The 20008-nt window shown below is 61.9% G+C and carries 17 protein-coding genes; 15 read left to right on the forward strand and 2 right to left on the reverse strand.

Annotated elements, in window-relative coordinates; all coding sequences use genetic code 11:
- Nucleotides 1–1107, reverse strand: a complete 1107-nt coding sequence (locus TM49_RS09670; RefSeq protein ID WP_045680861.1) for a mandelate racemase/muconate lactonizing enzyme family protein — start codon at nucleotides 1105–1107, stop codon at nucleotides 1–3.
- A gap of 124 nt (nucleotides 1108–1231) precedes the next feature.
- On the opposite strand from TM49_RS09670, the gene pdxR reads away from it, so the two are divergent.
- From pdxR to eutC, 11 genes are all read left to right on the forward strand, one after another.
- On the forward strand, nucleotides 1232–2722 hold the full coding sequence (gene pdxR / locus TM49_RS09675) for a MocR-like pyridoxine biosynthesis transcription factor PdxR (protein WP_045680863.1): 1491 nt from the start codon (nucleotides 1232–1234) through the stop codon (nucleotides 2720–2722).
- Between the two features lie 122 nt (nucleotides 2723–2844).
- Nucleotides 2845–4041, forward strand: a complete 1197-nt coding sequence (locus tag TM49_RS09680) for a mandelate racemase/muconate lactonizing enzyme family protein (RefSeq protein ID WP_045680865.1) — start codon at nucleotides 2845–2847, stop codon at nucleotides 4039–4041.
- 151 nt (nucleotides 4042–4192) lie between these two features.
- Entirely contained in the window at nucleotides 4193–5500 is a 1308-nt protein-coding gene (locus tag TM49_RS09685; protein ID WP_045680866.1) for an NAD(P)/FAD-dependent oxidoreductase, read from the forward strand.
- A gap of 69 nt (nucleotides 5501–5569) precedes the next feature.
- Nucleotides 5570–6613 (forward strand): ABC transporter substrate-binding protein, encoded by a 1044-nt coding sequence (locus tag TM49_RS09690; protein WP_045680868.1) that lies wholly within the window; start codon nucleotides 5570–5572, stop codon nucleotides 6611–6613.
- 111 nt (nucleotides 6614–6724) lie between these two features.
- Nucleotides 6725–7813, forward strand: coding sequence for an ABC transporter ATP-binding protein (locus TM49_RS09695; protein ID WP_045680870.1), 1089 nt, complete (start codon nucleotides 6725–6727; stop codon nucleotides 7811–7813).
- Nucleotide 7814: 1 nt separating this feature from the next.
- On the forward strand, nucleotides 7815–8708 hold the full coding sequence (locus TM49_RS09700; RefSeq protein ID WP_045680872.1) for an ABC transporter permease: 894 nt from the start codon (nucleotides 7815–7817) through the stop codon (nucleotides 8706–8708).
- Entirely contained in the window at nucleotides 8708–9532 is an 825-nt protein-coding gene (locus tag TM49_RS09705; protein WP_045680874.1) for an ABC transporter permease, read from the forward strand. The genes TM49_RS09700 and TM49_RS09705 overlap by 1 nt, the downstream gene beginning before the upstream one ends.
- A 16-nt stretch (nucleotides 9533–9548) precedes the next feature.
- Nucleotides 9549–9905 carry a cupin domain-containing protein gene (locus tag TM49_RS09710; protein WP_045680876.1) on the forward strand — a complete coding sequence of 119 codons (357 nt, stop codon included), beginning with the start codon at nucleotides 9549–9551 and terminating at the stop codon, nucleotides 9903–9905.
- A 4-nt stretch (nucleotides 9906–9909) separates the two neighbouring features.
- Entirely contained in the window at nucleotides 9910–11526 is a 1617-nt protein-coding gene (locus TM49_RS09715) for a GMC family oxidoreductase (RefSeq protein ID WP_045680878.1), read from the forward strand.
- Nucleotides 11527–11599: 73 nt separating this feature from the next.
- Entirely contained in the window at nucleotides 11600–12976 is a 1377-nt protein-coding gene (locus tag TM49_RS09720; protein WP_045680880.1) for an ethanolamine ammonia-lyase subunit EutB, read from the forward strand.
- Complete coding sequence (gene eutC / locus TM49_RS09725) at nucleotides 12973–13743, forward strand: ethanolamine ammonia-lyase subunit EutC (RefSeq protein WP_045680882.1); 771 nt, start codon at nucleotides 12973–12975, stop codon at nucleotides 13741–13743. Before TM49_RS09720 ends, eutC begins: the two co-directional genes overlap by 4 nt.
- A gap of 186 nt (nucleotides 13744–13929) precedes the next feature.
- On the opposite strand, the gene TM49_RS09730 is transcribed toward eutC, so the two are convergent.
- A complete protein-coding gene (locus TM49_RS09730) occupies nucleotides 13930–14847 on the reverse strand; it encodes a helix-turn-helix domain-containing protein (protein WP_045680883.1) in 918 nt (305 codons plus the stop codon).
- A 149-nt stretch (nucleotides 14848–14996) separates the two neighbouring features.
- On the opposite strand from TM49_RS09730, the gene TM49_RS09735 reads away from it, so the two are divergent.
- The 4 genes from TM49_RS09735 to TM49_RS09750 are packed head-to-tail and all read left to right on the forward strand — an operon-like array spanning nucleotide 14997 to nucleotide 20005.
- Nucleotides 14997–16448, forward strand: a complete 1452-nt coding sequence (locus TM49_RS09735; protein WP_082074897.1) for an arabinose isomerase — start codon at nucleotides 14997–14999, stop codon at nucleotides 16446–16448.
- A gap of 32 nt (nucleotides 16449–16480) precedes the next feature.
- On the forward strand, nucleotides 16481–17512 hold the full coding sequence (locus TM49_RS09740) for a sugar ABC transporter substrate-binding protein (protein WP_244464832.1): 1032 nt from the start codon (nucleotides 16481–16483) through the stop codon (nucleotides 17510–17512).
- Complete coding sequence (locus tag TM49_RS09745) at nucleotides 17509–19044, forward strand: sugar ABC transporter ATP-binding protein (protein ID WP_244464833.1); 1536 nt, start codon at nucleotides 17509–17511, stop codon at nucleotides 19042–19044. Before TM49_RS09740 ends, TM49_RS09745 begins: the two co-directional genes overlap by 4 nt.
- Entirely contained in the window at nucleotides 19034–20005 is a 972-nt protein-coding gene (locus TM49_RS09750) for an ABC transporter permease (protein ID WP_045680885.1), read from the forward strand. The genes TM49_RS09745 and TM49_RS09750 overlap by 11 nt, the downstream gene beginning before the upstream one ends.
- Nucleotides 20006–20008: the final 3 nt, after the last annotated feature.

Consider the following 20008-nt stretch of genomic DNA (forward strand, 5'->3'; position numbering starts at 1 on the left):
TCAGTCTGAGAGTTCGCTGACCTGATAGCGCGATTTGGCCAGCCATTCCGGATTGATGTCGATCCCCCATCCCGGCGCATCGGTGACGGTCACCTTGCCGCCTTCAACGCGGAAGGGATCGTTGAGGAAGAGGCCTTCCTGCCACGGATAATAGTCGCGGCCCTCGATCGAGAATTCAAGATATTTGCCGGGCGTCTTGATGGCACGCAGGTAGTGCATGGTGAAGAGCGTCACCAGCGACAGGTTGGCGGCGTGCGGCGTCACCGGCATGCCGGCGGCTTCGGCCATGCGGGCTACTCTGAGGCTGCGCGAAATGCCGCCGAGATAAAGGATATCGGGCTGCAGAACGTCGACGACCTGATCCTTGATCATCAGCCGCCAGTTCTCGATCATGCAGTCCTGCTCGCCGCCGGTAATATCGATATCGAGGGCTTCCTTGACCTTTCTTGTCTGATCGAATTCCCAGTAGGGGCAGGGCTCTTCATAGTGGGATATGCCGCTGTCCTGCAGCATGTGACCGACCTCGATCGCCTTGGCGGGCGAGTAACAGGAATTGGCGTCAACCAGCAATGCGGCTTCATCGCCAAGCGCGTTCGCAATCATCGGCACGATCTTTTCCGTGCGGCCCGGCCATTCATCCTGATTGTGACCAACCTCGGCGCCAATGCGGAACTTGAAGGCGTCAAAGCCATATTCGCCGCGAAGCCGCAGGAAACGCTCCCTCTCATCTTCAGGCGTGATGTCGCGCTTCATTGAGGAGCCGTAGGCCCTGAGTTTTCCGGGTGTGCCGCCGATCAGGGCGCAAACCGGCTTCTCAGCGCGTTTGCCCGCCATATCCCATAATGCGGTGTCGATGCCGCCCATGGCGCGGCGCAGATAGGCGCCGGGAAACTTGTGTTCCCTGTCGCGGGCGTGATCGACCATCGCATCAATATCGTCGCAATCAAAGCCGAGCACATGCGGGGCGATCTGCCGGTGAAGCACCTCGGCGGTGATATCGGCGAAATAGGGTGCGACCTGTCCCCAGCCGGTGGCCCCGTCCTCCGCGGTGGCGCGGACAAAGCAGATGAATTCGTTGGTGAATGTTTCGATTTTGGTCAGTTTCATAAGACTTCGATTGCTCTGATCAACTTGTGCTTCACCTCATTTGCGGCATAATTGGCGTATCAGACATATCCATTTCGGAACTTGTTCCAGACCAATTTCTAGAATGACGCGAGGGTGACGGCATATGAAACACTCGGCCGGAGCGATCCTGTCCTCCATCAAGCTTGACCGTTCTTCCCGCAAGGGCGTCGGCGTGCAGCTCTATATGGCGCTGCGCGACATCATCCTGTCGGGCGGGCTTCGCGCTGGCGACCGGCTGCCCGCAACGCGCATTCTGGCGCGCGAGCTTGGCGTGTCTCGCACGACCGTCATTGATGCCATCGAACGGCTTGTCGTGGAGGGCATGCTGGTGTCGCGGGTTGGCGCAGGAACCTTCGTCAGCGATGCGCTCGATGCCCAGCGCCCGGCGCCGGGCGCGCCTCAGCCTGCCAAAACCGGGAAAAAGCCGCGGCTCTCCTATGCCATCACCCATGCCGAGCCGTCTTATGCACGGCGCAACTGGCTGCCGCATGAGGCCCGGGCCTTCATTACCGCGCTGCCGGCGCTTGACGCCTTTCCAATGACCAACTGGGCGCGCATTTCCGCCCGGCAATTGCGCGGTTCGCGCAGCGCCGTCATGGGCTATGGCGAGCCGAAGGGCATGCGGGCCTTAAGGCGCGCGATAGCCACGCATCTCAGTGCGCTGAAGGGCATCCGTTGCCACGAGGAACAGATCTTTATCACCTGCGGCGCTCAGCATGGTTTTGCGCTGATCGGGCATATGCTGCTCAACCCGGGAGACCGGGTGTGGATGGAAAATCCCGGTGCGTCGGGCGCCCGCAACGCCTTTTTGTCGCAGGGCGCGGAGCTGGTGCCGGTCGATGTCGATGACGAGGGCATGGTGGTAGCCGACGGGCTGAAGAAGTCGCCGCATTTCCGGCTCGCCTTCGTCACGCCGACGCATCAGCAGCCGCTCGGCCATGTCATGTCGCTGGCGCGGCGGTTCGAGCTTTTGCGCGCGGCGGAAGAGGCGCAGGGCCTGGTCATCGAGGATGATTATGATGGCGAGTTCTATTTCGACAACGCGCCGCAGCCGGCGCTCTACAGCACGGACACCGCCGGGCGGGTGCTCTATGTCGGCACGTTTTCGAAGTCGCTTTTCCCGGCGCTGCGGCTCGGCTTCATTCTGGTGCCGGAGCGGATGATCGATGCCTTCGACCAGACCTTTTCCGCCTGGGCGAGCGGTCCGGCAACGGCAACGCAGGCGATCGTCGCGGATTTCATGGATGAGGGGCATTTTGCCACCCATATCCGGCTGATGCGCAGGCTCTACAAGGCCCGCTACGAGGCGTTGAGGGAAGCTGCAGCGTCACTTCCCGAGATCGTGCGGTTGCAGGAAACCAGAAGCGGATTTCACGCAACGGCCGATCTCGCGCCGCATATCGATGCAAAGCTTGTGGTCGAGCAGGCGCGCGAACGCGGCGTTATTCTGGCGCCGCTGTCGCGCTATTGCCTTCAGCCGATTGAAAAGAACGGGCTGGTTCTCGGCTTTGGCAGCGCGCCGCCGGAGGAGTTGCGCAAGGGGATCGATATCGTTCGCGACCTGCCCGCCTTGAAATCGAATTGGTCTGGATGATTTGTCAAATTGGATATCACGACCAAGCCATTCTTTACCTAATTTTCATGCCAGACCCGCGCCCGGCCTTTGCAAGCCAACACCGCTGCGCGCGAAATTGAATGCTTTGAAAGGATCGAACAATGCAAGTGCTTGACCGCGTCGAGCTCTATCTGGTGAGAACACCGCTGCCTGCGCCGCATGCGCCCTCGTGGATCCCCGGCACGATCAGAACCCATGTCTCGATGTGCATCGTCCGGTTCATCACCGATGACGGCGTTGAAGGCTGGAGCGGCTTTCCGGCCTCAGGGCGTGAGCGCGCCGGCCTTGGCGACCTTCTTGCCGGCCTGTTTCTCGGGCAGGACGCGAGCGACATCGAAAATCTTGCCGAACGCATTCAGATCCTGGCGGCCGGCGGCAATTTCAACTGGTGGCTGGAGCCGGCCTTCTGGGACATCAAGGCTAAAACGGCCGGTTTGCCGCTTTACAAATACCTTGGCGGAACAGACGACCGGATCAAGCTCTACGCCTCCGCCGGTGAACTGAAGGCGCCGCCGGCGCGCCGCGAGGAAGCCGAAGCCCGCTTTGCCGAAGGCTTCGACACGATGAAGATCCGTGTGCACGATTTCGACGAGGCGGTCGACATCGAGCATATCTCCGACATTGCGACCTACATGCAGGGCCGGATGAAGATCTCGGTCGACTGCAATCAGGCCTTCCGGCTGACGCAGAACGGCAAGGCGCCGCTCTGGTCGCTGGAGCGCGCCAAGCGCTTTGTCGATGCGGCCGCCGATGTCGGTCTTGCCTGGGTGGAAGAGCCGCTTTTTGGCGAATGGCACGAGGAAATTGCCCAGCTGACAACCCATTCGCGCGTTCCCGTTGCCGGTGGCGAACTGCATGTCATGGGCTATCGCGAGCTGGCGCGGATGCTGAAGATGGGCTGCTACAACATCTATCAGCCCGATGCGATGTGGGCCGGCGGCATCAATCAGAGCCTTCAGGTTGCGGCGCTTTGCCGGGAGAAGGGGCTGAAGTTCACCCCGCATTGCTGGTCGAACGGGTTCGGCTTCATCGTCAATGCGCATGTCTTTGCGGCAAGCGGTTTTGCCGGCGAGGCGCTGTTCGAATACCCGGTCGCGCCGCCCGGATGGATCCCGGAAGCGCGCGACATGATCTTCACCGAGCCCTTCCTGCACGACAAGGGCGGGTTCAACATGCCGCAGGCTCCGGGCCTCGGCTTTGAGATCGATCAGAACAACCTGTCAAAGTACGGACACTGCTTCTTCACGGCCAGCCGCAAGGAAACCCACTGGATGCCTGAGGCACTGTCGGATTTCTGATCCCGCCCGGAAACCCGCCATCAGACCATTTTCAATGAAATTGGTCTGATGAAATCATCAAATTGGATATCACGAGCCATCCATTTCTCTCATACGGTTTTGGTAACGAAGGCCCGGTCACCGGGCAGGTCGCTGAACACAGGAACGTCGCATGCGCGCTGCGCAACCAAGTACAACGCCCTATTGGCATATGGATCTGCCGCCGGCGCCCGAAACGCTGGCGGAGCCCGGACGCAAGGCGGACCTGGTCGTTGTCGGTTCCGGCTATACCGGGCTGAATGCGGCGCTGGTTGCCGCGCGCGGCGGCCGTTCCGTTCTGGTGCTCGATGCCGAGGCTCCGGGGTTTGGTTGCTCGACGCGCAATGGCGGTCAGATCAGCACCAGCGTGAAGCCGTCGCTTGCGACGCTGACCGCGAAGTTCGGGGAAGAAAAAGCGCGCGCCCTTCGCGGGACCGGAGCCGATGCTCTCGACTGGTTCGGCCAGTTCATCGCGGATGAAGGGTTCGACTGCGATTTCGAGCGCAACGGCCGCTTTCACGCCGCCCATACGCCCGAGCATTACGAGGTGCTGGTGCGCGAGGCGGAAAAGCTGAGGCGCGACGAGGGGATTGAAACATTTGCCGTGCCGCGCGCGGAGCAGCACAAGGAGCTGGGCACCGACACCTATCATGGCGGCGTGATCTATCCGAAGCATTGCGCCATCCAGCCGGCGAAATACCACCGCGCCCTGATGCTGCGGGCGCTAGAAGCCGGTGTCGAAATTGCCGGGAATTGCCGGGTTTCCGGTATCGGGCGCAAGGATAGCGGCTTCGAGGTGATAACGGAAAAGGGGCCGGTTTCGGCACGCAACGTCCTGGTGGCGACCAATGGTTACACGACCGGGGCGACGCCATGGCTGCAGCGGCGCGTTATTCCGATCGGCAGCTATATGATTGCCACAGAGGAGCTGCCGGAAGGTGTGGTGGACCGGCTGTTTCCGACCGGACGGATCGCCAGCGATACCTGCAAGGTGCTCTATTACTATCGTGCCAGCCCCGACCGGAAACGCATTCTCTTTGGCGGTCGCGTGTCGGCCTCCGAGATGGATCCGGCCGTCAGCGGGCCGAGGCTCCGTGAAGCCATGATCCGCATCTTTCCGGAGCTTGCGAATGCTGCGATCACCCATTCCTGGTGCGGATATGTCGCCTATTCGTTCGATGAGCTTGCCCATACGGGCTGCCATGACGGCGTTCACTATGCGCTCGGCTATTGCGGCTCCGGCGTGTCGATGGCGAGCTATCTCGGCATGAAGGCCGGGCTGAAAATTCTGGGGTCGCCGGAGGGGCAGACCGCCTTCGATGACCTGAAACATCCGACCCGGCCATTCTATTTCGGCAAGCCCTGGTTCTTGCCGGCAGCGGTGAGCTGGTACCGCTTCGTCGACAAGCACCCCTGGGCAGGCGGCAGACCGCATGTCTAGCGGTATTCGGAGAAGGCGGACCTGAGCATACGAAATCTTTGAAAACTCTAAAAAGAGAAAGAGGGAAAAATGAACAGCAGATTGACTTTGACACTGGCAGCAACGCTACTCGCTTCGACGGCGATGGCGCAGGAGAATGAACTGACGGTCGCCTCTTGGGGCGGCTCGTTTCAGGAGGCCGAAAGCAAGGCGCTTTTTGAACCTGCTGCCGAGGCAATGGGCATTGACCTGACGCAGGAAACCTATAGCGGCATGTCGGATGTCCGCCTTCAGGTTCAAACGGGGCAGGTGACCTTCGATCTGGTCGCCAGCGGAACGGGGTCCGCGGCGCGTGCCGGCGCGGAAGGCCTGCTCGAACCCATCGACTATGATGTCGTCGACGTCTCTCACTTCCTCGAAGGCACCTATTCCGACTACTGCGTCGGCAGCGATGTGTTTTCCACGACCTATGCCTGGAACACCGACACTTACGGCGAAGACGGCCCCGATAGCTGGGCGGATTTCTGGGATGTAGAAAAGTTTCCGGGCAGCCGGGCCTATCGCGGCAACAGCGTTGCCGGCGCGCTGGAACCGGCCCTGATGGCCGATGGCGTTGCGCCTGAGGATGTCTATAGCGTTCTTGATTCCGAAGAAGGCATCGAACGCGCCATCGACAAGATCCGCGAACTGAAGCCGCATATCGAGGTGTTCTGGTCTTCGGGTGCGCAGCAGGCGCAGCTGATGAAAGATGGCGAAGTCGACATGACTACCGGCTGGAACGGTCGTTTCGACACCGCTGCCCGTGACGGCGGCAAGGTCGCATACAGCTTCAATCAGGGCCTGGCCGACGTTGACTGCTTTGCCATCCCGAAGGGCGCGCCTCACAAGGACCTGGCAATGAAGTTCCTGGCGGAAATTTCCAAGCCGGAATACCAGGACGACCTGCCGAAATACATCACCTACGGCCCCACCAACACGCTGGCCTATGAGACGGGCGAGATCTCGCCGGAGGTGGCCGCCATGCTTCCGTCCTCTCCGGAGAACGCTGCGAAGCAGCTTCCGATCTCGCTTGAGTGGTATATCAAGTGGGAAACGACGGCGAATGAGATGTATCAGGAAATGCTGACCGAATAGGTGCCTGCCTGTTCTTGAACTCTGGGATGGCGCGTGGCCCGTCGGGGCTGCGCGCCGCCCCCGGGCATTCCTTGATTCCCAATCATTCAAGCTCCCTAGGGAGGACCGGCCTTGACGGCTCGAAATACCGAAGCGCTGCCGATTAGCGTCAGCCACGTTACCAAGACCTACGGAAAAGTTCACGCGCTCGACGATGTCTCGCTGGAGGTCAGGAGCGGTGAATTCCTGACCCTTCTCGGCCCTTCCGGCTCCGGCAAGACCACGCTGCTGATGGTTCTGGCGGGCTTTACCCGGCCTGATAGCGGCAGCCTGAAATTCGGCGATCGCGAAGTGATCCGCCTGGCGCCGCACTTGCGCGATGTCGGCATGACGTTTCAGAACTATGCACTGTTTCCGCATATGACCGTGGCGGGCAATGTTTCCTATCCGCTAAAGCTCAGAAAAGTGCCCAAGGCCGAGATTGCCGAGCGTGTCGAAAATGCGCTGGAAACCGTGCAGCTCGGCGGCTATGGCGATCGTCGCATCACCCAACTTTCCGGCGGTCAGCGCCAGCGCGTGGCCCTTGCCCGCTCGATCGTCTTCGAACCGCGCATCCTTCTGATGGACGAGCCGCTTTCCGCGCTCGACAAGAAGCTGCGCGATCAGATGCAGATCGAACTGCGCCATCTGCACGAAAAGCTCGGCATGACCACGGTTTACGTGACCCATGACCAGCGCGAGGCGTTGACCATGTCGGACCGCATCGCCGTCGTGAACCACGGCCGGATCATGCAGCTGGCCGCCCCGCGCGATCTTTACGAGCAGCCCGCCAATCGTTTCGTTGCCGACTTCATCGGCGATTCAACCTTCCTGTCGGTTCGCCGTCATGGCGATGGCGTTGCCTTCGGCGACATGCCGCTGAAGATTGCCGGTTCGGTGCCGGATGCCAAGGATCTGCAGCTGATGATCCGCCCGGAGCGCATCACGCTTGCGCGCGACAATAACGGCGAAAGCAGCAACCGTTTTTCCGCGGTGGCGCGTGAAGTGGTCTATCAGGGCGACAGCTACCTGCTGCAATCGGAACTTTCGGATGGCACTTTGATCACCATGCGCGGCGCCGTTCGCGGGGCCAATCTGTCCGTCATGCCTTCGGTTGGCGACAAGGTGATGCTGAACCTCGAGCCTGATGATGCGGTCGTCATCGACGGAAGCGAGGAGTGACATGGCTGCATCTTTTGCCAACGGCGCCAATGCTGCCGGATTGAAGCACGATGAGCGTGTTGAAAAGCTGAAGCTCTTCGGCCTCAGCGCGCCCGCCTTGCTGATCGTTTTCGTGGTCCTCGTGATCCCGGTCGGCTGGCTGTTTTATCTCTCCTTCATCGGCGCGGACGGCACGTTCTCGCTTGAAAACTATGCGCGGATGATTGACCGCAGTTCCTACCGCCGCATTTTCCTGATGACCTTCGAGGTCAGCGTTCTGACAACCGCGCTGACGATCCTGATCGGCTATCCGATGGCCTATTTCCTGGCGCAGCTGCCCAACCGGCTCGCCAGTATCTTCATGATCGCCGTGCTGCTGCCGTTCTGGACCTCGCTGCTGGTGCGCACTTATGCCTGGCTGGTGTTGCTGCAGAAGCAGGGGCTGATCAATCAATGGGCGATCGCGCTCGGGCTCTGGGATGAGCCGATCAAGATGGTGCATGACCTGAACGGCACGCTGATCGGCATGGTTCACATCATGCTGCCCTTCCTCATTCTGCCGACCTATGGCGCGATGAAATCGATCGACCGCGATCTGATGAAGGCCGCGTCCAATCTCGGGGCATCGCCGAAACACGCATTCTGGACGGTGTTCTTCCCGCTCACCATTCCCGGCCTTTTCGCCGGCGCGCTGATGGTCTTCATCCTCTGCCTCGGCTTCTACGTGACGCCTGCGGTTCTGGGCGGCGGCAAGGTCATCATGGTGTCGATGAAGATCGTTTCCAATATCGAGATGTTCGTGAACTGGGGGGCGGCGAGCGCGCTTGGCGTGGTGCTGCTGATCATGACCATGATCATTCTCTGGGTCGCCTCCAAATTCCTCAACCTCGACCGGATCGCAGGAGGCGGGCACTGATGCTGAACTGGCTTAAATCCCCCGCAACCGAAACGCAGATCACCCATGGCGGCAGGCTCTGGCTCTATGCGCTGGCAACATTGATCATCCTGTTCCTCGTCGTGCCGACACTGATCGTGATCCCGATGTCGTTTTCCGACAGTCAGTATCTGGAGTTTCCGCCGCAGCACTGGTCGCTCAGGTGGTACGAGCACTATTTCGGGTCTGACGAATGGATGCGGGCGACCTGGACCTCGATCAAGGTCGCGATCCTGACCATGGTTGTCGCAACGCCGGTTGGCGTGCTCGCGGCCTATGCCTTGCACACCGCGAAAATGCCGGTGGTCCGACTTGCCTTCGTGTTGCTGATCACGCCGATGATGGTGCCGCTGGTTCTGGTGGCGGTCGGCGCCTTCTATGTCTATGTCAAGCTGAACATCCTCTACACCGTCACGGGCCTGGTGCTTGCCCATACGGTGCTTGCCATGCCGCTAGTGGTGATCGTCATCGGATCGGCGTTCAAGACCTTCGATATGGCCCAGGAGAATGCGGCCCGCTCGCTTGGCGCGCCGCGATGGAAGGCCTTTCTGACGGTGACCCTGCCGCAAATCCGCTTTGCCGTGGTCACGGCGGCGCTGTTGTCCTTCCTGACGTCGTTCGACGAGGTGGTCGTGGCGATGTTCATCTCCGGCGGCGACAACCCGACGCTGACGCGCAACATGTTCAATGCGCTCAGAGACCAGATCGATCCGACCATCGCCTCCATCTCGACGATCATGATCCTGGTCACGACCTCGATGATGGTGCTGGCGCAGGTCTTTGGCGGCAACAGGTCTTCGGAGTGAGCGTGAGGTACATGAAATGACAAGTCTCGAAGCCTTTGCCGCACTTGGCGACGTCAAGCTCGGCCCGTTCAAGCCGAAGCCGACAACCCTGACCGACGGCCAGGAAGAAGCCTCCGCGATGCTGTGGTCGTCGCCCGATGGCGCCACCAGGATCGGCGTCTGGGAATGCACGCCGGGCCGCTTCACCGCTGACCGTACCAGCGCGGGCGAATATTGCCACATCATCTCCGGCAGCGCCTCTGTCAAGAACGCCGATGGCAGCGGCGAACGCAGGCTAGCCGCCGGTGCCCTTCTGGTTTTGCCGCAGGGCTGGGCGGGCGAGTGGGAAATCCACGAGCATGTCCGCAAGCTCTTCATCATCGAGGCGCGCTGACACCATGGCGGAATTCGACTTCATCGTCGTCGGCGCCGGTTCCGCCGGCTCCGTGCTCGCCAACCGGCTTTCGGAAAACGGTCGTTTCTCGGTCCTGCTTCTGGAGGCGGGCGGCTCGGACCGGTCCTTCTGGCTGATGATGCCGATCGGCTACGGAAAGGCGTTTTACGACAAGCGCTATAACTGGATGTACATGACCGAGCCCGACGAAGGGCTCGGCGGACGGCCTTCCTACTGGCCGCGCGGCAAGGCGCTTGGCGGCTCCAGCGCCATCAACGCGATGATCTTCGTGCGCGGCCATCGTTCGGATTTCGATGGCTGGGCGGCGATGGGCAATCCCGGCTGGGGCTTTGACGATGTTCTGCCCTATTTCAAGAAGCTCGAGAGCAATGATCGCGGCGCAAGCGCGATGCGCGGCGGCGATGGCCCGCTGACGATCGAGAGCAAGGAAAAGGACAGCCACCCGACATGCAGCAATTTCATCAGGGCCAGCGCGGAAGCAGGCTTTGCCGAAAACGACGATTTCAACGGGTCGTCGCTTGAGGGTGTCGGCATCTACCAGATCACCACCAAGGGCGGGATGCGCATGTCGGCGGCGCGGGCCTATCTGCGCCCGGCGATGACGCGTAAAAATCTGAAGGTCGAGACCCATGCGCTGACCGAGAAGATCCTGTTCGATGGGACAAGGGCGGTTGGTGCCCGCTATCGCCGTAACGGTGTCGCGCATGAGGCGAGGGCGCGTCGCGAGGTGATTGTTTCCGCTGGCGCGATCAACTCGCCGCTCTTGCTGCAGCTTTCCGGCATCGGCCCCGGCGCGCTGCTGCAGCGCCACGGCATCCCGGTCGTGAGCGCGCGCGAAGGCGTCGGCCGGCATCTGCAGGACCACCTCTGCATCGACTACATGTTCACCTCGAAGGTGCCGACGCTGAACGACCAGCTCTCGCCCCTGATGGGACGCTTGCGCTTTGGTCTGCAATATCTTCTGACCCGCACCGGCCCCCTGTCGCTCGGCATCAACCATGCGGGCGGTTTCGTGCGCTCGCGACCGGATCTCGATCAGCCGAACATGCAGCTTTTTTATTCGCCGATGAGCTATTCCAAGGCTCCCCCCGGCGAACGGCCATTGATGAAGCCCGATCCGTTTTCCGGCTTCCTGCTTGGCGCTCAGCCGACGCGACCGACAAGCCGGGGCTATCTGGAAATCAGAAGCGCCGATCCGGCGGCAGCGCCAGTCATCCATCCGAACTATCTGTCGACCGAATTTGACCGCCAGGAAATGATTGCCGCCTCGCGCCTTGTGCGCAGGCTCGCGGAGGCGCCGTCTCTGGCCGCCATCATTGAGGCGGAAGTCGAGCCGGGACCGGATGTGCACTCGGATGAGGCGTTGCTTGAGGATGCGCGCAAACGGGCGGGCACTGTCTTTCACCCGGTCAGCACTTGCCGCATGGGGCCGGACGCTCAGACCGATGTCGTCGATGCTTCGCTGAAGGTTTATGGCGCCGAGGCGCTCAGGGTCGTCGATGCCTCGATTTTCCCGACGCTGACCTCCGGTAATACCAATGCACCGACCATCATGGTGGCGGAGAAGGCCGCAGACCTCATCCTTCACGCACATCGGTGATTTGTGACTGACTGCTCTCTCGTCTCCGCAGGCTGGAGGGAACGAAGAAAGCCCCGAAAAAAGAGAATAGCCGATGACATATCGCATCAATGCCGGAGGCACGCTTTGGTGTTTTGAGGATCTGAAGACCTTGATGGCGAAGGCGACGCCGGCGCGCTCGGGCGACCGACTGGCCGGTGTCGCGGCGCAAAGCGCGGAAGAAAGCGTTGCCGCGCGGATGGCGCTCGCCGAAGTTCCACTGCGGACCTTCCTTTCCGACGTGCTGATCCCCTACGAGGATGACGAGGTTACGCGCCTGATCATCGACAGCCACGACGCGGTGGCCTTCCGCGAGATTGCCCATCTGACCGTCGGCGACTTCCGCAATTTCGTGCTCTCGGAGAAGGTCGACACCGCCACGCTTTCCCGTATTGCCCCCGGCATCACGCCGGAAATGGCGGCCGCCGTCTCCAAACTGATGCGCAATCAGGACCTGATCCTGGCGGCGAAAAAATGCCGGGTGGTGACGAAATTCCGAAATACGATCGGCCTTGAAGGCCGCATGTCGGTGCGGCTGCAGCCGAACCACCCGTCCGATGACCGCTTGGGTATTGCCGCCTCGATCGTCGATGGTCTGCTCTATGGCTGCGGCGATGCGGTGATCGGCATCAATCCGGCTTCCGACAATGTCGCGGTGCTTTCCGATCTTGTCGAGATGCTGGCCGGGATCATCGATCGTTACGAAATCCCGACGCAGTCCTGCATTCTGACCCATGTCACGACGTCGATCGAAATGGTCAATCGCGGACTGCCGGTCGATCTCGTCTTCCAGTCGATCGCCGGGACGCAAAAGGCCAATACCTCCTTCGGCATTTCGCTTGATATGCTGCGGGAAGGTTATGAAGCGGGCCTCTCCCTCAAGCGCGGCACGGTCGGCGAGAATGTCATGTACTTCGAAACCGGCCAGGGCTCCGCCTTGTCGGCGGACGCCCATTTCGGCTGCGACCAGCAGACGCTCGAAGCGCGCGCATATGGCGTGGCTCGTGCGTTCTCGCCGTTGCTCGTCAACACCGTAGTCGGCTTCATCGGGCCGGAATATCTCTATGACGGCAAAGAGATTATCCGCGCGGGATTGGAGGACCATTTCTGCGGCAAGCTGCTCGGCGTGCCGATGGGCTGCGACATCTGCTATACCAACCACGCGGAGGCTGACCAGGATGACATGGACACGCTGATGACCGTTCTGGGCGCGGCCGGGGTAAGTTTCATCATGGGCATTCCCGGCTCCGACGACGTGATGCTGAACTACCAGTCGACCTCCTTCCACGACCAGCTCTATCTTCGCGACGTGCTCGGGCTGAAGCGAGCGCCGGAATTCGAGGCGTGGCTGGAAAAGGTGCGGGTCGCCGATCGGGATGGCCGCCTCTTGCCGCAGGATGACGCACAGAGCCTGTTGAGGATTGCCTCATGAGCGGCGAAGGCACGACCAGACGAATGCAGGACCCCTGGGCGGGTCTCAGGCGGTTCACCGATGCCCGCATCGCCATCGGCCGGTCAGGCGCATCATTGCCGACGGAGGAGGTGCTGGCCTTCGCGCTTGCCCATGCACGCGCCCGTGATGCTGTCCACACGACCTTCGAGCGGGAGCCGATCGAGCAAGGGCTTCAGGCCCTCGGTCTTGCAACTATCCGCGCGTCAAGCCGTGTGCCTGACCGCGCCACCTATCTGGCTCGGCCTGATCTCGGGCGTCGGCTGTCACAGGCTTCGGCGGATGCGATTGCCGCGCTCGATCCCGCGCCGTCCGATATCGCGATCGTCATTGCCGACGGCCTGTCGACCACGGCGGTGGCCGAGAACGCAATCACCTTCGTCAGTCATCTTCTGCCGATGTTACGCAAGATCAACCTCACGCTTGCGCCGGTCGCCATCGTTGAAAATGGTCGCGTGGCGCTTGGCGACGAGATTGGCGCACTTCTGAAAGCCCGGATGGTGATCATGGCCATCGGCGAACGGCCGGGCCTGTCCTCCGTTGACAGTCTCGGCGCCTATCTCACCTTCGGACCGAAGCTTGGCCGCTCCGATGCGGAGCGCAACTGCATCTCCAATATCCGCCCCGCCGGGCTGAAGCCGCCGGTTGCCGCCGACAAGGCCTTCTGGCTGACCCGCGAGGCCCTGCGCCGCGGATTGACAGGCGTGAACCTGAAAGAGGAAACAGAAGCGCTCATTGCTGAGCGCTGACATGCCGCGCCCCTCGGGAACTCAAGGTGCCTCCCTGGCGGCTTTCATTCGGGATGAAAAGCCGGTCTGTCGTGGCGGCTGGATTGGCATCTGGCCTTTCGTTCAGCTCTATGTGCGGTCACCGGAAGATCGCCGCTGCGTATTGTCGTCGGTCGAAGAGCCCTTCTCGCGTTCCGCAGAATGCGCTCATTTCTTTGATCCCAGGCGGTTGCCTGATGCTCGGGCGGTGTTCTGCTCGCGCCAGCGGGTTGGCGGCAAGCCGGTTGACTGGCTGAACTGGTTCGAGAAGTGGAAGGTCGAACTAAAGCCGAGATGGGCGGCGATCTCCTTGATCGACCGGTCGGAGCTGCGCAGAAGTTCGCAGGCACGACGGATTCTCACCTCGCTTTGATATTGCTTCAGCGACATGCCTGTCTTTTCACGGAAAACACGCCTGAGCGTCGAGTAGCTGACCCCGAGTTCGGCCGCGAGATCGCGAATGCCGCCGTCGTGCCGCTGGCTTTCGATGAGGATGCGCTGCGCCCGATCGACGAGCCGGCGGTGGCCCATCTCTTCCGGCTGGCGTGACTGGCCGAACGCCGCCAGAAGCTGCAGGCCAAGCCCCGAGATCAGCGGCTGGTTGGCAAGCTTGTCCTGGCGCACCAGCGCGTGGATCTGCTCGAACAGGCGCAAGGCGGTATCGCCGCCGCGCCAGATCGGCTTTTCAAGCGCAAACAGGCCTTCTGCCATCACCCGGTCGAAGGCGGCGCCGCGACACTCGATCCAGTGCTCGGTCCAGCCGATAGCGGGATCGGGCAGGAAACGGTGCCAGATTCCGGGAAAGAGCAGCATCACGTCGCCGGCCTCGACCGAATGGACGGTACCAGGGTCGGGCATCGCTTCCAGCTTTCCCCGCCCGCTGCTGATCAGGGCAAACTGGTGGGCCTGCAGCGTTCGGCCCTTCTCCCAGACGAAATGATGGTCGTCGGGATGGCGCACCGGCGGATAGAGCGAGCCGGGCGCAATCTCGGTGTATCCGGCGGAAAGCGCGGTGCAGCCAATGGCCTCGCAGAGGCTGTTTTCCGGCATATAGGCGAAGTAGTCCCCAGATTCTGGTCTGATCATTTTTTGTATTCAATAGATCATTATTCGAAACAGATAGCGCGATGGAGGCGATCATACGGTGTTACAGTGAGTTGATAAAGGTCAGTTTTCGCATGGCGGGGCAAGCCGCCGGCGACGGGCAGGGAGAGCCCGGACCGAGGGAGGAAAACATGGAATATGGCAGCATGGCTGCGCAGAAGGCTCGTCCCTTGCGCGTCGGCCTCTTCGGCATCGGCCTTTCGGCTTACTGGCCCCAGTTCGAGGGGCTTGAGGCGCGGCTCGTCTCCTATCTCGCCATCGTCGAGAAGAAGCTGGCGCGAGACGGCGTCGAGATCGTCAATCTCGGCCTTGTCGATAACCCGGACAAGGCCGTCGAGGCGGGTCATGATCTGCGCAGCGCCGATGTCGATCTGGTCTTTCTGCATGTCACGACCTATGCGCTGTCATCGACGGTTCTGCCTGCCGTCAGGCGCCCCGGCGTTCCGGTGATCATCCTCAACCTCCAGCCCGCCCGCGCCATCGATTACAAGAGCTTCAACGCCCTTGGCGACCGCCGAAAGATGACCGGCGAGTGGCTCGCCCACTGTGCAGCCTGCCCGGTGCCCGAGATTGCCAATGTCTTCCGTCGCTCGGGCATCGAGACACATCAGGTGACCGGTGTGCTCGAAGACGACGCCCATGTCGATGCGGAGATCGAAAGCTGGATCGAGGCCGCCCGCGTCTCCCACGTCATGGCGCATAACCGGCTCGGGCTGATGGGCCACTATTACAGTGGCATGCTCGACATCTATTCCGATCTCACAGCGCAGTGCGCCGCCTTCGGCACGATCGTCGACTTTCTGGAACTCGATGAACTCGCAGCCTTGCGCCAGGCCGCAAGCGATGCGGAGGTCGCCGCCGCGCATGCGCGCATCGAGGCCGAATTCGATATCGAGGAAGGGTGCGATCCCGCGGAGATCGACCGCGCGGCCCGGACGGCTGCCGCACTCTTCAAGCTGGTCGAAAAGCGCCGGCTCGGTTCCATGGCCTATTTCTATGTCTCCGAGCCAGGCCATTTGCATGAGGATATCATCGGCTCGATCATTCCGGGCTGCTCGATGCTGACGGCGGTGGGCGTTCCCGTTGCCGGCGAATACGAGGTCAAGAACGCCCAGGCGATGAAGATCATGGACGCTTTCGGCGCTGGCGGCTCGTTCACCGAACCCTATGCGCTCGACTATGATGATGACGTCGTGCTGATGGGCCATGACGGTCCCGGCCACACCGCGATCGCCGAGGGCAAGACCAAGCTTCGGCCGCTGAAGGTCTATCACGGCAAGGTCGGCAAGGGCGTTTCGGTGGAAATGTCGGTGCGCCACGGCCCGGTCACGCTGTTGTCGGTGATCGAGCGCGAGGGGCGGGTCAGCCTGCTCTGTGCGGAGGGGGAGTCGGTCTCGGGGCCCATTCTCGAAATCTGCAACACCAACAGTCGCTATCGCTTTGCCAACGGCGCGCGCGCCTTCACCGAGGCATGGAATGCCGAGGGGCCGGCCCACCACTGCGCCGTCGGCGTCGGCCACATCGCCGACAGGCTTGAGAAACTTGCGAAACTCAACGGGTTGGGCTTTTCGCGGGTCGCATGACTTGGTCTCAAACACTCAGGGAGGACATGGAGATGAGTGAGACATTACTAAGGAGAGTAGCCGGCGGGGCGATCGGCCTCGTTCTGGTCTTCATGGCAGCGGTTTCGCCGGCGCTTTCGCAGGAAAAACCGACGCCGCCGGATGCCGTCGCCGAATTCAAGCCCATCGAGCCGGGTATCGGCGAGGGGTTGACCATCGGTTTCACCCAGCTTGCGCTCGGCGTGCCGTTTCCGGAAGCGTTGCAGCGCGGCATGGAGGATGCTGCCAAGACCGCCGGTTTCAAGCTGATCACCTGCGACAGCAAGCTCAATGCGGCTGATGCGCTCAATTGCGCCCGTCAGTTCCGCACCCAGAATGTCGACGGTCTGGTGACCTTCCAGGCGGACGTCGCGGCTGCCGCCAATATCTGCGCGGAAGGTCCGCAGGTACCGGTCATCGCCATCGATATCGAGCAGCAGCCCTGCCAGACAGCCTTTGTCGGTGCCGCCAACGAATATGCGGGCGTTATTGTCGGCAACGAACTCGGCCGCTATTTCAAGGAGAATTTCGACTGCCAGCATGATGCCTGGGTGTCGCTGGAATCGCTCGCCGTCGGCGTCGTCAACGATCTCAGGATGGACGGCATGCGCAAGGGCTTCGAGGCTGTCTGCGGCCCGGTCAACAACGAGCGCGTCATCGATACCGGCGCCGGCGGCCAGGCCGATACGGCCCAGCGGCAGATGATGGATACGCTGACGGCGCTTCCGGGTGCCAAGAAAGTCATTGTCGTCGGCATCAACGAGGACGTCATCACGGGTGCGCTGGCGGCTGCCCGCAGCCAGGGGCGTTCGGACGACCTCTATCTCGGCGTCCAGAATTTCGACCCCGGCAATTGCCAGATCTGGACCGCGCCGCATTTCATCGCGACGGCGGCCTATTTTCCGGAGAAATATGCCGAGCTGATCGTGCCGAACCTGATTGCGGCGATCCATGGCGAGGCCATTCCGAAGGAAATCCTGGTGCCACATGAAGTGCTTACCCCGGAAAACATCCAGGACTTCTATCCGGAAACGAGCTGCAAATGAGCATGATGCCGCAAATGCCGGAAAAGCGCGCTGAGACGCCGTTTCTCTCGGTTCGCGGCATCACCAAGTCCTTCGGCCCGATCGAGGTCCTCCATAGCGTCGACCTCGATCTGGCCGCAGGCACGGTGACCGCGCTGCTCGGTGAAAACGGCGCCGGGAAATCGACCTTCGTGCGCATCGTTGCCGGCGACCACACGCATGACGGCGGCCGAATCGAGATCGACGGACGCGAGATGGCGATCCGTTCCGTGACACAGGCGCGTGATGCGGGCATCCGGCTCATTGCCCAGGAGCTCGCCGATGCGCCGACGCTGACGGTGGCGGAAAACATTTCGCTCGGCGAACTGCCGGCGCGTTTCGGCCTGGTGCGGCGCGCGGAAATGCGCCGACGTGCCGAACGGGCGCTCGCCGATCTCGGTGCCGATATTCCGCTCGACGCCAGGGTCTCCAGCCTTCGCCTCGGCGAGCGTCAGATCATCGAGATCGCGCGTGCCTCTGTCGGTGCCGCGCGCTGCATGATCTTCGATGAGCCGACGGCTGCCCTCTCGGATGCCGAAACGCGGCGCCTGTTCGAGCTCATCGCCCGCATGAAGGCCAGGGGCACCGCTATTCTTTACATTACCCATAGGCTGGACGAGGTTTTCGAGATCGCGGACCGGGTCTGCGTGCTGCGCGACGGCCGGGTTTCGCTCAATGCCGATCCGGCGAGCGTCAGCCAGCCGGATGTCGTTACCGCCATGGTCGGCCATGCGGTGGAAAGCAATCGCGATGCCTACAGTTTCGCCGGAACGGCGGCAAAGCCGATGCTCGTCGCCAAAGGGGTGTCGGGCCATGGCTTCAGCAATGTCGATCTCGCGGTCGCCGCTGGCGAGATCGTCGGGCTTTACGGCAAGATCGGCTCCGGCGTACCGGAATTTGCGGCGACCCTTTTTGGTGCCGAGCAGCGTGATGGCGGCAGCGTGGAGGTGGCCGGCAAGCCGGTGGACTTCCGTCATCCTGCCGATGCGATTGCGGCGGGTCTCGGCTTTCTGCCGGCCGAGCGCAAGAGCGAGGGGTTGCTCGGGCCTCGCAGCGCCGCGGAAAACCTCGCCGCGCCGAGCTGGAGCCGGCTTTCGCGGATCGGCTCCATTTTCCGCAGCGACGAGACCGCCGCCTTTTCCCGATGGCATGCGCCGCTGAAGATCCGCTCGAGCGGTGATGGCGGCGAGACGATTACCAAGCTCTCCGGCGGTAACCAGCAGAAGGTGCTGCTCGGGCGCTGGCTGGAAAGCGGCGCGAAACTGCTGCTGCTCGTCGAGCCGACGCGTGGCGTCGATGTCGGCGCGCGCGAGGAAATCTATCACTTGCTGCGCGAACTGGCGCGTTCGGGGCACGGCATCCTGATCGCGAGTTCGGACTATGAGGACATTACCCAGGTCGCTACCCGCGCGCTTGTCATGGTGCGCGGCCGGATCGTTCGCGCATTGCCACAGGAGGAGATCGACGTGGCCAGACTGACGGAAGTCGCCGGAGGAGGAAGCAATGACCGATAAGACCGTGGCGGCTGCGGCCGATACCCGAAGAAGAGCCACGCCGCGCGTGCCGGAATCGGCGGCGCTGCTGCTCTTCCTGCTGCTGGAGATCGTGTTTTTCACCTTCAACTCACCCTATTTCCTGACCTGGCCGAACTGGGTGAACATTTTCACCGCGATGTCGATCACCGGGATCCTGGCGGCGGGCGGCACGATCCTGCTGATCGGCGGGCAGTTCGATCTTTCCGTCGGCTCCGGCATGGCCTTCGTGGCATTGATGTTTGCTCTGGCAGCGCAGGCCTTCGGCATCGTTCCGGCGGTCTTCGTGGCATTTCTGACAGGTCTCGGCATCGGCTGCCTCAATGGCTTCCTCGTCACCGTCGTCGGCGTCAACGCGCTGATCACCACGCTCGGAACGCTGGCGATCTTCCGCGGGCTGACGCTGTCGATCGGCGGCGCGTCCTCGGTGCGGGTCAATGGTTTCGATTGGGCGATCATGCGGCCGCTGTTCGACATTCCGCTGTCGGCCCTGCTGTTTGTGATCATCGCCATTGTCGTCGGCTGCCTGCTGGCCTTCAGCGTGTTCGGCCGCACCATCTATGCGATCGGCGCGAATGACACCGCCGCCCGGCTCGTTGGCATCCGCACCCGGATAACCCTGTTCGTCGCCTTTCTCGGCTCCGGTCTCTGCATGGCCCTGACCGGTCTGGTCAGCGCCTCGCAGCTCGGTTCGACCTCCGGCACCACGGGCATGGGGCTCGAGCTTGCGGTGGTCACCGCGATCATCCTCGGCGGCACCACGCTGAAAGGCGGTGTCGGCTCGATGTTCGGCACGGTGATCGGACTTCTGATCGTCGGCGTGCTCAACAACGGCATGACGCTGATGAACATCAACTCGACCTGGCAGCAGGTGGCCGCCGGCGCGCTTCTGATCCTGGCGGTGTCCTTCGATCAGCTGCGCCAGCGTTTCCTTGGCCGGTAAGGG

This window comes from Martelella endophytica (assembly GCF_000960975.1).
In the GTDB taxonomy this organism is placed as follows: Bacteria; Pseudomonadota; Alphaproteobacteria; order Rhizobiales; family Rhizobiaceae; genus Martelella; species Martelella endophytica.